14 protein-coding genes are annotated in these 13855 nt (G+C 38.3%); 4 read left to right on the forward strand and 10 right to left on the reverse strand.

Going from position 1 to position 13855, the window contains the following annotated elements:
• Positions 1–62: 62 nt before the first annotated feature.
• The 4 genes from ACLIJJ_RS01440 to ACLIJJ_RS01455 all read right to left on the reverse strand — a co-directional run bounded on the left by ACLIJJ_RS01440 (position 63) and on the right by ACLIJJ_RS01455 (position 1591).
• Positions 63–383, reverse strand: coding sequence for an ArsR/SmtB family transcription factor (locus ACLIJJ_RS01440; RefSeq protein WP_233313602.1), 321 nt, complete (start codon positions 381–383; stop codon positions 63–65).
• On the reverse strand, positions 384–818 hold the full coding sequence (locus tag ACLIJJ_RS01445) for an SRPBCC family protein (protein WP_237941562.1): 435 nt from the start codon (positions 816–818) through the stop codon (positions 384–386).
• Between the two features lie 120 nt (positions 819–938).
• The gene (locus ACLIJJ_RS01450) at positions 939–1247 is read right to left on the reverse strand and encodes an antibiotic biosynthesis monooxygenase family protein (protein WP_233313600.1); all 309 of its coding nucleotides are present in this window, start codon (positions 1245–1247) and stop codon (positions 939–941) included.
• Between the two features lie 98 nt (positions 1248–1345).
• Positions 1346–1591, reverse strand: coding sequence for a hypothetical protein (locus ACLIJJ_RS01455; protein WP_237942303.1), 246 nt, complete (start codon positions 1589–1591; stop codon positions 1346–1348).
• A gap of 160 nt (positions 1592–1751) precedes the next feature.
• On the opposite strand from ACLIJJ_RS01455, the gene ACLIJJ_RS01460 reads away from it, so the two are divergent.
• The 3 genes from ACLIJJ_RS01460 to ACLIJJ_RS01470 all read left to right on the forward strand — a co-directional run bounded on the left by ACLIJJ_RS01460 (position 1752) and on the right by ACLIJJ_RS01470 (position 3979).
• A complete protein-coding gene (locus ACLIJJ_RS01460; RefSeq protein WP_233313598.1) occupies positions 1752–2102 on the forward strand; it encodes a hypothetical protein in 351 nt (116 codons plus the stop codon).
• Positions 2103–2375: 273 nt separating this feature from the next.
• Positions 2376–3347, forward strand: coding sequence for a bile acid:sodium symporter family protein (locus tag ACLIJJ_RS01465; RefSeq protein ID WP_233313597.1), 972 nt, complete (start codon positions 2376–2378; stop codon positions 3345–3347).
• Positions 3348–3523: 176 nt separating this feature from the next.
• Complete coding sequence (locus tag ACLIJJ_RS01470; RefSeq protein WP_233313596.1) at positions 3524–3979, forward strand: GNAT family N-acetyltransferase; 456 nt, start codon at positions 3524–3526, stop codon at positions 3977–3979.
• A gap of 52 nt (positions 3980–4031) precedes the next feature.
• Here ACLIJJ_RS01470 and ACLIJJ_RS01475 read toward each other — a convergent pair whose 3' ends face one another.
• The 3 genes from ACLIJJ_RS01475 to fumC form a co-directional block, all read right to left on the reverse strand.
• Positions 4032–4595: a nucleotidyltransferase family protein gene (locus tag ACLIJJ_RS01475; RefSeq protein WP_341079518.1), complete on the reverse strand. Its 564-nt coding sequence runs from the start codon at positions 4593–4595 to the stop codon at positions 4032–4034.
• 114 nt (positions 4596–4709) lie between these two features.
• Positions 4710–7073 (reverse strand): sensor domain-containing protein, encoded by a 2364-nt coding sequence (locus tag ACLIJJ_RS01480; protein ID WP_237941563.1) that lies wholly within the window; start codon positions 7071–7073, stop codon positions 4710–4712.
• Positions 7074–7259: 186 nt separating this feature from the next.
• Positions 7260–8645, reverse strand: coding sequence for a class II fumarate hydratase (fumC, locus tag ACLIJJ_RS01485; protein ID WP_233314738.1), 1386 nt, complete (start codon positions 8643–8645; stop codon positions 7260–7262).
• Positions 8646–8824: 179 nt separating this feature from the next.
• On the opposite strand from fumC, the gene ACLIJJ_RS01490 reads away from it, so the two are divergent.
• The gene (locus tag ACLIJJ_RS01490; protein ID WP_233313593.1) at positions 8825–9244 is read left to right on the forward strand and encodes a hypothetical protein; all 420 of its coding nucleotides are present in this window, start codon (positions 8825–8827) and stop codon (positions 9242–9244) included.
• 3 nt (positions 9245–9247) lie between these two features.
• On the opposite strand, the gene ACLIJJ_RS01495 is transcribed toward ACLIJJ_RS01490, so the two are convergent.
• The 3 genes from ACLIJJ_RS01495 to lacZ form a co-directional block, all read right to left on the reverse strand.
• Entirely contained in the window at positions 9248–10021 is a 774-nt protein-coding gene (locus tag ACLIJJ_RS01495; RefSeq protein WP_411410476.1) for a DUF4097 family beta strand repeat-containing protein, read from the reverse strand.
• Between the two features lie 160 nt (positions 10022–10181).
• A complete protein-coding gene (locus ACLIJJ_RS01500) occupies positions 10182–10601 on the reverse strand; it encodes a MarR family winged helix-turn-helix transcriptional regulator (RefSeq protein ID WP_233313591.1) in 420 nt (139 codons plus the stop codon).
• Between the two features lie 211 nt (positions 10602–10812).
• Positions 10813–13842 carry a beta-galactosidase, LacZ type gene (lacZ, locus tag ACLIJJ_RS01505; RefSeq protein ID WP_411410477.1) on the reverse strand — a complete coding sequence of 1010 codons (3030 nt, stop codon included), beginning with the start codon at positions 13840–13842 and terminating at the stop codon, positions 10813–10815.
• Positions 13843–13855: the final 13 nt, after the last annotated feature.

Raw genomic sequence — 13855 nt, forward strand, 5'->3', positions numbered from 1 at the left:
ATTCTGCTTGCAGTGAAGAATTTCACCAAAAGGAAAAAGGCGCCTTTTAAGCGCCTTTTTTGTTATTCTTCCTCTATTAAATGCTTAAGCACAGACAGTTTATTGTGCCAGAACTGTTCGTAATAAGAAATCCATTCTTGAACCTCCGCAAGGGGTTCCGGCTGAAGAGAGTAAATTTTTTCTCTGCCTGCCTTTTTTGCTGTGACAAGTCTTGCATCTGCCAGCACTTGCAAATGCTTGACAATTGCTGTCCTGCTTACTGGAAACTGGCTAGAGATTTCAGAGATTGGCATATCCTTTTCAGACAATAGCTTCAGCACATGTCTTCTCGTTGGGTCGGCAATTGCTTGAAAAACATCTTGTTTTACAGCAGAAGCTGTCATTTACGCTTCTGCTTCCTTTTTCAGCTTTTGAACAATGCCGCCCCAGCCTTGGTTCATTCTATCGCGGATTATAGCTGACTTTTCATTTGCCTTGCCAATTAATTCGTCATTAGCCTTCCATCCACCATGCACAATAGTAAATTCTGTTTTTCCATTTACCTCTTGCAGGGAGAATGTGACAAACCATCCTTCCGTATCCCAATCAAATGCAAGCTTATGAGGAGGATTTAATTCTGTCACCTTACAAGGTGACGGTCCGAATGGAGATTGCAGATGAAATTCATGGCCAAGCTTTGCCTCAAAATTATTTGGCATAAACCATGCAGCAATTCCATCTGAAGTGGAAACAAAGTTCCAGACTTTCTGTATGTCCGCATCAATAGTAATAGTTTGGACAATATCCTGCACCTTGTCCTGATTTTGACTAATTGTCATAAAGGCATGCTCCTTTAAGTTTAATTTAAATAACACCTTTTGGTTACACTTTTATCTTATAACACCTTTTGGTTATATGTCAACCTGCCTTCCCCTATTATGACTATTGTTTATTTTTTCTTATTCGTTCATTCCATAATCTCTTTCCACTTTGCAAATACGGACAAAGTAATCTTCATACCAGCTTGATTTACCTAGCTTTTGGGCTGTTTGATGCGCAGAATTCTCCTTCCAGTGTTTAATCGCTTCAAGAGATTCCCAGTAGGACACGGTTATCCCTAAGTTTGCATCCCTTGCACTTTCTATTCCAATAAAGCCAGGCTGTTGTCCAGCAAGTTCTTCCATTCTCTCAGCCATTTTCCCATAGCCATTTTCTCCATCTGTTCTTTTTGATGTAAAAATAACTGCATAATACTCTTTCCGTTCCAAAACATTCTCCCCTATCTGCTTAATCTCTGTTTTTTTATTTCGCGTCTATAAAGATAAACTCCTTTTTTAGCTTATAATAAAAAACACTGGCAAAAGCTTCATTTCGCCAGTGTTCGTCCTTTGCGCTGCAGATAAAATTCCAGTGTTCCCATTTCCTCATTTGCAAGTATTTCCATTTCTTCGAGATCTTTTGTTGTAACATATGGGTCTGATGCATTCCATTTTATAAATTTAATAAAATAATAGTTTTTAATTGGGTATAGTATTACTTTGGAATGAGCAAATTTATCATATTTAAATTCCATGCTGCCTTTTTTTCTGTAAGCGTAGGAAATCACATTCATGTTCCCACCTGCTTTCTCATTAATATCCATTTATTTCACTATTCCCTGTCCTTATGAAGAAAAACCACATGCAGAAACAGAAATTTATCCTATTTTACTTATCTCTATGCTATAATTACAAAAAATTCATACAGAAGTACTATTAAGGAGATATAATCTTATGGAAAAAAAAGGATGTTTTGACATTAAGGTGAATCACTTCTCCAAAACGATTGATATGTTAATAGAAGGTACCTTTGATCCCTCTAAAGTTTTCGAGTTTGTCACTGATTACAAAAATAAAATGATAGGAGTGCCTGTCAAAGAGTACAGATTAATCATCGATTGTAAAAACATGGATGTTCTAACCCAAGAGATGATTCCATACATGGAAAACTCATTTCGTTTATATAAAGAATTCGGCGTAGAAAGAATGATTATTATCATTCAAAAAAGTCCTGTGCTGAGAATGCAGCTGAAACGTATCGCAACGAGAACAGGATTATTATTTCCTGTGATTGTTGAAATATAGTTTACGAGGGGAAATAGAGTCTATTTTATTTATAGCAAGTATAGTTAGAAAAGCAATACTTCACAAACAAATGTAGAAAAATAGACATATTTCCCATTCTCCTCCTAACAACTTACCCACTCCCACATTTTCTACAATAATTTAATTCTTTGCCTTCAAAATGTAAGCAGATTTATTTAAATAGTCAAACATTGATTTTTCTTAATATTTAATCTAATATAGTTAGTGTTTTTATTACAAAAATCTGAATTATCATACTTTGGAGGTTTCGTTATGGGAGTCATCGAGAAAATCAGCAGCTTTGCCGGAAAAACATTTACATTATGGGTGTTAATTTTTGCCGCTGTTGCCTACATTATGCCCAATCATTTCGTTTGGATTGGCAGCTATATTGTTCCTTTATTAGGGATTGTTATGTTCGGCATGGGGCTTACTTTAGAATTATCCGATTTTAAAGAAGTATTCACACGTCCTAAGGATGTTGCTCTTGGAGTAATTGGTCATTTCATCATTATGCCGTTGCTTGCATTTTTGCTCGCAGTTGGGTTGGACTTGCCAAGTGAAATTGCTGTTGGCGTCATTTTAGTAGGCTGCTGCCCAAGCGGTACAGCATCTAATGTTATGGTATTTTTGGCGAGAGGAAATGTTGCCCTTGCAGTTGCCATTGCATCCGTTTCGACGATATTAGCACCAATTGTGACACCATTGCTGATTTTGCTGTTTGCAAGTAAATGGATACATATCAGTGTAGGTTCCTTGTTTCTTTCAATTGTACAAGTTGTCATCATTCCATTAGTTCTTGGTTTTATCGTTAAACGCTTTTTTGGAAAGCAGGCTAAAGCTGGTGCTAAAGCGATGCCGCTTGTTTCGGTAATTGCGATTGTTTTAATTGTGTCTGCCGTTGTTGCTGGCAGTGCTGAAAGATTGGCTGAAACTGGGCTGATTATTTTTGGAGTCGTTATCCTTCATAACGTCCTTGGCTTTATCATCGGCTTTTTCTTTGCACGTCTTTGTGGTATGGACTTGGCCAAGCAAAAGGCTGTGGCAATGGAAGTAGGCATGCAAAATTCAGGATTGGGAGTTGCGATTGCTACAGCTCATTTTTCACCGCTGGCAGCAGTTCCTAGCGCCATTTTCAGCGTTTGGCATAACTTGTCTGGTTCGCTTCTTGCCAATCTGTTCAGCAGAATGAAAGATAAAAACAACAGTGAAGATCCAGAAATTAACAATAACCTTCATGCTTAAATGTTCAACATATATTTGCAAATCATCACCATTTAGCTGTGAAGTGAGTCTATTTCTCTTTCAAACTGACTAAAATAGTAATATTCTAAATAATAATGCTATTCAAATAACCTTATGGTAGGATAATACTATTAGATTGTCATTTCAATTCGTTTAAAGAGAGGAGAACACATACATTGATCATTAAAGTTGATGATTTACAAGGACCTGAAATTGCAGGCTTATTAGAGGATCACCTTCATAGCATGACACTTCATTCACCGCCTGAAAGCATCCACGCCCTTGATTTAGAGGGATTACGCAAGCCGGAAATAACGTTTTGGAGCGCCTGGGAGGATGGTGCGCTGTTAGGATGCGGCGCATTAAAGGAATTGGATAAAAATCATGCAGAGGTAAAATCGGTAAAGACTGCTCCTGCCCACTTGCGAAAAGGTGTTGCTAAACAAATTATGTTACATATTTTAGAAGCCGCACAATTCCGCGGCTATGAACGCTTAAGCCTTGAAACAGGCTCAATGGATGCTTTTTTGCCTGCAAGAAAGCTATATGAAACATTAGGATTTACTTATTGTGGTCCATTTGCAGATTATAAACATGATGAGAACAGCATGTTTATGACAAAGCTGCTGTAATTTTTCAAAGAAAACGGCTTTAGGAAACACACATCCTAAAACCGTTTTTTCTTTATTCTGTGATACGCAGTTTATCCCATACAGAATGCCATTTTTTTTGCTTTATTCTTGCCTCGTAAATATGTCTGTTGTTTGCCTTTTTAAAGGGCGGGGTTGGTTTAACCTCAAGGAAAACAGCATCTTTTATCCCCCATGGAGCACAAAGAACGATGCTGTCATCTTTATGAAGCTTTACTCCAAGCGCTGTAGCCGTTTCAGGAAAATGTGCTATCCCATCAGCAGAAGATTCATATGGCGGGAAGTTATTTAAAACATGCATGCGAGCTTGATTTTTTACAGACCATGGCAGATTCGGATTGTATTGTTCTAATTTTTTCTCTAGCTGCTTTTCCTTCTCTTCTGATATTTCGGTTGAGTCAAAATAAATCACATCAATATCAGCAAGAGGTGTTCTATGTGAAAAACCATGGATTTTATCCCAGATTTTTGTTCGGACAAACCCTGCACAAATCCACCAATCAGGCAAGTTGAGCTTACGGACCGTTCGTAAAATGTCCATCATCCATTCATCGTCATGAATCCACTCTTTAATGTCTAATTCTGTTTGTATCATGATTACACCCTCTTTTTTTATTGCTTCCCTTTTTATAGTAACAGAGAGCAAAAGTGAATTGTAAATATCTACTATAGGAAATCAATAAAAAAAATGCACCTTCAGCTGAAGATACACTTAAAGGATGGCCTCAAAGCTTTCCATTGTGATTGGTTTGGAGAAATAAAAACCTTGAGCCTGCTCACAGCCAAGCTGTATAAGCTTTTGTACTTGTGCTTCAGTTTCAACACCTTCTGCGATAATTTCCAGCTTAAGATTATGTGCCATAGAGATTATGGCAGAAACTACTTCAATATTGCCTTCTATTTGATCAATAAAAGACTTATCTATTTTTATGCAATCAACCTGAAGCTTATGAAGATAGGACAACGAACTATAGCCTGTACCAAAATCATCCATGCTGATGCTGATGCCCAGCTCACTTATTTTCTTTAATGTCTCATTGACAACAAGCTCATTCTTCATGACAATTCTTTCGGTTATTTCCAATTCAATAATGCTGCCGTCTATTTTGTACTTTTGCAAGAGTCCCGCAATAAATGAGACGAAGTCCTCTCTTAATAATGTGACAATTGAAATATTAATAGAAATCCTGCCGAATGTTTTCCTTGAAGTTGCCCATCTATGAATATGCTTGCACACTTGAGCAAACACATATTTTTCCAACTTTACGATTAGACCGCTTTCTTCTGCCAGCGGAATAAATTCATTGGGCGGTATAAAGCCTTTTTTATTATGTTTCCATCTAAGTAAAGCTTCAGCTCCAATAATCTTGCCGCTTTTTATATGATACTTAGGCTGATAGTAAACGGACAGCTCCTGATAATCCATGGCTTTTTGCAAATCACTCTCTAAACCGACTTTATGGTCTGCATGTAAGGACATTTCCTTGTTAAATTCCTTGAACCCATTAGCCCCTGCTTCTTTCATCTGGTACATCGCGATATCTGCGTACTTTACAAGGTCATCCACATCTGTTGTATGCTCGGGGAATCTGCTGATGCCAACACTTGCTGTCAAAATAATCTCATAACCGTCTATAAGGATTGGCTGTCTAAAAACATGATTAATAGATTTAGCAATTGATTTATACATATCCTTGTCACTACTGCCATCTGGAATGATAATCAAAAATTCATCTCCGCCAAATCTTGCCACTTTGCCGTTCTCTTCTACTAAATTATTAAGCCGTTTTGCTATTCTTTGCAGCAGACTATCCCCGAATGAATGCCCCAGAGTATCATTAATGCTTTTAAAGCGGTCAAAATCGAGGAGCATTAATGTAAACGGAGTGTTGTTTTCCACATATTGATTCATCGTAATCTTTGCAAGCCGTCTATTTGAAAGCTGTGTAAGATCATCATGAAAGGCTAGATGTTTTATTTGCTCTTCTGATTTTTTCTTTTCGGTAATATCCTCAACCAGTACAAAGGTGCCGATGAACTTTTCCTTTGTGATAATCCGGACTGCCGTAACAAAAACATCTTTTCGAGTATTATTCTTTAAAACTATTTCTGTCTCAAATTTATGAACCTTCCCTTTAAAATGACCTAATAGATAGTGTTTAATCTTCTCCTTATCCACCTTCATGAAGATTTCAGAAATGCTCTTTCCAACCAATTCCTCTTCCTCATATTCTAGTAGTTTAATTCCTTCAGAATTCACACTATTGATTACTCCAGCTAAATCGATGCCAATAACGGCAACGGGGTTATGCTCAAACAGGGATGTATAAAAGTTTGCCTTTTTATTTAAAATAGTATCTCCTAAAAAATATGGCAGCAGCATTAATAATAAATTCGCTGCGATTGTTAAGGTGAATGGAATAAAAATCTCGTAATCACTATACATATAGCCTAAATTAAATTTCAAAATAGAAACTAATACAATATAGGGGATATTTGCAAGAGACACACCTGCAAGGACAATTCCGATATATTCCAGCCTTTTTGATGTTGCTTGAAAGACATCATCAGTGGTTATCAAAATCACAAACCGGAACACAGAAAAAGCAGATCCTATTGTTAGCAAAGAAGTAGTAATATACAGGATGATATTGAAATGGAGATGATTTTTAAACATCAGGGCAAAACCAATCGTATCAGCGGCGAGAATACATACTGCTAAAAATAAACTCCCCCAAAAATATTGGCTTTCCTTCACTTCCTTGGTTTGTGCCAATGCCAGAATTACTAAGGAACCGATAAAACAAAACAAATAGATGCTGATTAAATAGAGCAGATAATTACTAGGCGAATATGGTAATGGCACCATTTGCATAATGAGATAAAGGGTTATCCAAAAAGTAAAGCCTAAGAGCAATGAACCAAAAATAAGAATTCCATTTCTATTTTTCTCATTTTCGTTCTTCCTTACTTTCTTGCTGATCCACAGCCCTAAAGCACAGCTTATGATAGACAGGATAGGAATTACGATCATATATTGTGTATGAAAATGGTCTAAGATGTGATGAAAAGGCAATGATATGACCTCCTGAAGTTTTAGCATGTTCCTATATTTCATTTATTAATCTATGAAGATTTATTATACACTACTTTTGTCATACGACTATACTGCTATTTTTTCTTTTAGTTAACAAATATTATCTTTTTAATGCACTAAAAACTGCACCTCTTTTATTAAAAGGTGCAGTTATAAAAAGATTGCTTATTTCGGATATGTCATTTCTTTCGGTTGGATATAGCTATCAAACTCTTCTTCTGTTAATAATTCTAGTTCTAATGCTGCCTGCTTTAAAGTGGAGTTATCCGCGTATGCTTTTTTCGCTATTTTTGCCGCATTTTCATAGCCGATATGCGGATTTAAGGCTGTTACAAGCATTAAGGACTCATTTAAATTTCTGTCGATTTTCTCTAGGTTTGGCTCAATTCCAACCGCACAACGATCATTAAAGGAAATAATGCTGTCACTAAGCAAGCGGGCGGACTGAAGGAAGTTATAGGCAATGACTGGCTTAAAGACGTTCAGTTCAAAATTCCCCTGACTTGCCGCAAAGCCGATTGCAGCATCATTTCCCATAACTTGAACAGCTACCATTGTCACGGCTTCACTTTGGGTTGGATTCACTTTTCCTGGCATAATAGAGCTGCCTGGTTCATTTTCTGGAATCATGATTTCTCCAATGCCGCAACGAGGCCCACTCGCAAGCCAGCGCACATCATTCGCTATTTTCATCATGTCTGCAGCCAATCCTTTTAACGCTCCATGTGCGAATGTTATCTCATCATGGCTTGTCAGTGCATGAAACTTATTTTTTGCTGATAAAAACTCTTTGTTTGTGAATAAGGAGATTTTTTCGGAAACTCTTTCAGAAAACTCTGGATGGGCATTTAAGCCTGTACCGACTGCTGTGCCGCCAATTGCCAGCTCACGCAAGTACGGCAAACTCGCTGCTATCATGCTTTCGGACTTTTCAAGCATGCGGTGCCAGCCGCTGATTTCCTGCCCTAATGTCAATGGGGTCGCATCTTGTAAATGAGTTCGCCCAATTTTAACAATTTCAGAAAACGCAGCTGCTTTTTCCTTAAAAGTCTCTTTTAGTTTGGCTATCGCCGGCAAGACCGTATCTTCCAGCTGAACAACTGCAGCCACATGAAGTGCTGTCGGATATGTATCATTTGAGCTTTGCGATTTGTTTACATCATCATTCGGATGCAGCCTGATGTCTAATCCTTTTTCAGCAAGCCATTTGTTGCCTGCAAAAGCAATCACTTCGTTAACATTCATGTTGGACTGTGTGCCGCTTCCCGTTTGCCAAACCACAAGGGGAAAATGCTCTTCAAGACTGCCATTTAAGATTTGGTCAGCACCGTAGCCAATCGCTTCCGCTTTTTCTTTTGCTAATAAGCCTAGTTCTTGGTTTACAATAGCAGCGCTTTTCTTTAAAATAGCAAAGGCGTGAATAATCTCCATCGGCATTCTTTCTGTTCCAATTGGAAAATTCTCTTTGCTTCGCTGTGTTTGTGCTCCCCAGTAACTTTCTGCCGGCACTTTAATTTCTCCGATTGTATCTCTTTCAAGACGGTACTCCATTGACATTCCTTCCTCTCTATAAAAAATGTTTTCGTTTCTATATCCTATTATATACGGTGCTGCCTGAATTTTCATATTTTTATCCTTGTAGAGAAGGTGATAATTCATTTTACATATTTTGTATATCTTAAGCAGTAACAGGAGAAACTGACATTAAGTTAACTTTAAGAGGTATTTATATGAGAATTATTGCTGCATTGATTTCCATGATCATGCCAGGATTTGGCCAAATTTATAATCGTGAGCTGTTAAAGGGCGTAATTTTTATTATTTTTGAGCATTTCGATAATATGCTTGGCAGAATTAATGAAGCTATCGCACTTGATTTTAACGGTTACCATCAGCAAGCAGTAGAAACAGCCTCATTTGACGTTCTGCTCTTTTATCCTGGATTTTATGTTTATGCAGTCTGGGATGCTTGGTTTTATGCTAAGGAAGGTGCAGATAAAACAAGGTCTGCAATTCCCTTTGTTGCTGCAGGATTTTTAGGGGAAATGGGTACGATTTTTGCTGAAAAGCTTCCCTTCCCTACACTGACTATCGGATTGTTAATGATTGTGCCAATGGGTATTGGAATGGTTATATTTCGGAATCACTGACCATTAGTTTATGTTGATATTGCCGACAGAAACGGATATGGTCAACTTGTCTTTAGCACTGGAGGCTTCTTTCACCAACTCTTTGCCCGGCCCAATTTTTTTCACAGTTAAAAGGGAGTTATTTGCTGTTATCGCTCCGTTTTTAGTGATGGCATGTATGGCTGTATTAGTTGTATAAAGTTCTTTCGGGAGCTGTATATGAACATTGCCATTAGAGACTTTTAGATAATTTTCTCCTTGAACACGCAGCAGCTCAAAACTTTTTATTCCGCCTACTTTGTTATCAATATTCACTTGGGCACTTACTTTCCCTAAAGAGACACTGCCATTGTTTGATTTAATGGCAAGCTTTCCTCCTTGAAAACTACTTAACTGAATACTTCCTACTTCGGAATTTATGGAAAGTAGCCTTAAATCCGTAATTTGACCGATTTCTGTCTTTCCGTTCTGATTAGTTATTTCTAATGTATCTATCATTCCAGAAGGGATATTTAGTGTTAACTTCGCTCTCATTTTTCGACCAGGCAAGTATTTCTTCCAGCCTTTATTTAATATATTTATAGATATATAGGCTTTATCACCTTCCTCCTTTACTTGAACAGACGGTGTAGACAGCAATGATTTTTTTCCGTTTAATTCAAGGGATAAATCCGGCTTGTCGGTAACTACTTTAAGATCGGAAAAATCTGATTGTAGAATTAGATGACTAGATTTTTTTAAACTGATGCGTTGTTCAAATTTCGTAGACATAATTCCTGCTATTGAAAATAATGCCATTATTAATACCCCTCCTAAAATAAGTCTCTTTATGGACATAGTATATCTTCCCCCCACCCTTAATATTTTAATAACTAAAATATTTAATAATTATAATATATTCTAAATTCGATAAAATATCCATTTAATTCAAAGAAAAAAACAGATCGTTGCGACCTGTTTAAGTTATATCCTCAATATGTTTAAAGAGCTTATTAATCTCTGCCAGTGTGTTGGTAATACTCAGGAGCTGTTCATCTGTAAATTTTGAAAAGATGGCGTTGACTCTGTCTTCCCCTTTTTTCGTTAAAGCAACACGGACAATACGCCTGTCATCCTGCAAGCGAATTCTTTCCGCATAGCCCATTCTTTCCAGCTTATCACACATATTAGTAGCAGCACCTGGTGTCAGTAGGAAAACCTCTGCTATTTGCGTGATTTTCAGAAATCCAAACAGTTTCAAGCGAAGCATGAGGAGCACGAGATTTTCAGATAAGTCCTCATCAAAGGTTAGCAGCCGCATAAAGTTATTGGACTTAACTTGAATATGAAACATCTCCTCCATTAAATTTCGAACTGTATCATCGTTTTGTTTTATCACGTTTAACATCCTTTGTTAATTATTTCAATAACTAAAATATATAGTGACTATTATAACTGCAAAATCTGTTTGATTGAAATCAGGAAGTATCATTTGAATTTTGCAAAAATTATCACCTTCATAATTTTAGCAAAATAAAGCCTTATCATCCAACATTAAGGATAATAAGGCTATTGTAACAAAATTTTTAAGCGGAACCGCTCTAACTAATTTACTTTCTCTGGATGAGGAATTCAAATTCTATCGTTTCATTAGCATGAATTAAATGCTCCTCATGAACCGGCGCACCCCAGCTGTCATCACCGCCAACGCCCATCTGCCTGCCCGCCACAGTCACAACTGTATAATGGATAGGCGGCAGCTCATAAACATGCTGCGCATTCTCAAGCTCAAAGGCAGTATATGGCGAGATATTACATTCAAGTGGTGTATTTACAGAAGATATTAAAATACCACGGCCATTTTTTGATGTGGCAGATACATGTCTGACACCTGTTCGATTTCCTGATTCTTGCGGCATAACATACCCTGATAGACTCTCTTCCACCTCTTGCTGAAAATGGCATAGTTTTGCGCCCATGTTCCTGTCAGAATAGTTCTCTTCTGGTCCGAGAGCATACCATTCTAGCTTTCTGTAATCTGCTGGAAGCTTAAACGCAAGCGCAAAAATCGGCAGCTGAGGCAGACTGTCAGCTCCTTTATACGCTGACTTCACATGCACACTTCCATCTGAATAAACGGTGTAGGTGACTGTTACCTCTATGTCTTGATGCACAGAGAATTCATATGTGAAAGCAACACTTGTTTGACTGTTGCTTTCCTCCACTTGAATGTCCTTACACCTACGCGCAAGACTTGCCGCATACCAGATTCCCGAATGATAGCTTTGTGAAAACCCACGGTCATTGTCTGTTGTCGCTCTCCAAAACAGTGGGGCAGGAGGTGATGAGATCATTTCTCTGCCAGCATAGCTCAAAGAAACGAGACTGCCAGATGCTTTAGAAAATAGCACAGAAAAATCTTTACCATGAACACCAATATTAACATCACCATGGACAGTTCGCAGTTCTCCAACAGGCGGACTAAATTGTTTGCTGCCCTTTTCATAAACATACTGTCCGAATGCAATCTCAAAGCCTGCTTCTGCCCAAAGGGTATTTTCCTTCAGTGTAAGTGATGCTTGAATACTATATTCACCTAAAGCTGCATCCAGATTTTCAGGCAGATCGAACTTGAAATATTGAGAGCTTTGCGGTTCAACTCCTGCCAAAGTACTTTTTCTGTACAGTTCCTTTCCTTCCAAAAACAGCTTATATTCTAATTGATAGCTGTCTGTATTTGTGAAGAGACTCTCATTTCTTATCGTGACACCATTTTCGTCTAATAAGAGCTTATAATCTTGGTAAAGATATTTAACTTCCTGCATTTTGGGTGACAGTTGGCGGTTTGCATATACAATTCCATTTGTACAAAAACCGTAATCTGTCGGCCTGTCGTCAAAATCGCCGCCATATGCTAAGTATTCCTTGCCAAACCGGTCTTTTTTATAAAGGGACTGATCGATATAATCCCAGATGAATCCGCCTTGGTACATAGGATATTTTTGTTCTAACTCTGTATATTTGTACATGCCTCCAAGTGAATTTCCCATCGCATGCATATATTCACAGCTTATATATGGCTTCTCTGGATTTTCAGACAAGTATTTTTCAATAACAGCCGGTTTTGCATACATACGGCTTTCCATATCACTTGAATCATTATAAGCACGGTTGTGAAACACTCCCTCATAATGGACGAGTCTGCTTGGGTCTGTCTCTCTGAAATAGTTGGCAACGTTCAAGATAACTTCACCAGCATAGGATTCATTCCCGCACGACCAAATTAAGATGGAAGGATGATTTTTATCGCGCTCCACCATTGAAATGGCTCTGTCCATAACAATATCTTGCCATTCCGGTTTATTTCCAGGAATATTCCACGACGGCTCAACAGCCCCCATTTTTTGCCATGACCCATGTGTTTCCAAGTTCATTTCATCAATAACGTAAACACCATATTCGTCACAGAGCTCATACCAATAGCTTTGGTTTGGATAGTGAGAAGTACGGACAGCGTTGATGTTATGCTGCTTTAATGTTTTGATATCCCACAGCATGTCTTCTTTCGAAATTGCTCTGCCTTGTCTTGGATTAAATTCATGTCGGTTCACACCTTTAAACACAATTCGTTCACCATTGAGGCGCATAATTTTATCTGATAGCTCAAATCGCCTGAAGCCGAGCCTTTGTGGCACCACTTCTGTCAGGTTGCCAGATTCGTCATAAACACTAATGAATAATGTATACAAATATGGACTTTCTGCGCTCCAAAGGGACGGCTGGTCTACATTGATTGTTAAGGACCAATTGCTTGCCTCTTCCACTCCCATTGCTGCAGCTATTGTTTTGCCCGTTTTGTCTCTAAGCTCTGCGCTTAGTTTAGACGCAGGTTTTCCTGTCAGCTTAACGGTTGCTGTTAATTTACCTTTTGTAAAAGTTTCATCCAGTTCAGGACGAACATGAAGATCTGTGATGTGAGTGGTAGGCACTGTGTAAAGATAGACATCGCGGAAAATCCCAGAGAACCTCCAAAAGTCTTGATCTTCAAGCCAGCTGCCAGTACTGCGCTGATACACTTCAACTGCAAGCTTGTTTTCCCCTTCTGCCAAATAGGGCGTGAGCTCAAATTCAGCAGGTGTGAAGGAGTCTTCACTATAGCCGACAAATTCCCCATTCAGCCATACGTAGAAAGCTGATTCTACCCCTTGAAAAGACACATTAACAGCACGCCCCTTCATATTTTCTGGAACAGAAAAATATTTGACATAACTGCCTACAGGATTATGATCGGAAGGAATTTCAGGGGGACGGATATCATTGTGGCCGTCCCACGGATACATCGTATTCACATATTGAGGCGTGCCATATCCTTGCAGCTGTATATGACCCGGAACGGTGATGTATTCCCAGCCTTCACAATCAAAATCTTTTTCATAAAACTGTTGTGGCCTGCTGTGTGGATTTTCTGCATAATGGAATTTCCAATCTCCGTTCAGACTGTGCCTGAGCTTCATCGGCACTCGAAGATTTGCCTCTTCAAATGTTTCATAATAATTATGGTCTGAATGAGCCAAAAGACGGTTAACAGCAAATACCTTCACATCTTCAAGCCAATCTAACGTTGGAATAATTTTCGTCATTGATTACACTCCC

It is taken from the genome of Niallia laureatilytica, assembly GCF_046613985.1.
Taxonomy (GTDB): Bacteria; Bacillota; Bacilli; order Bacillales; family Cytobacillaceae; genus Niallia.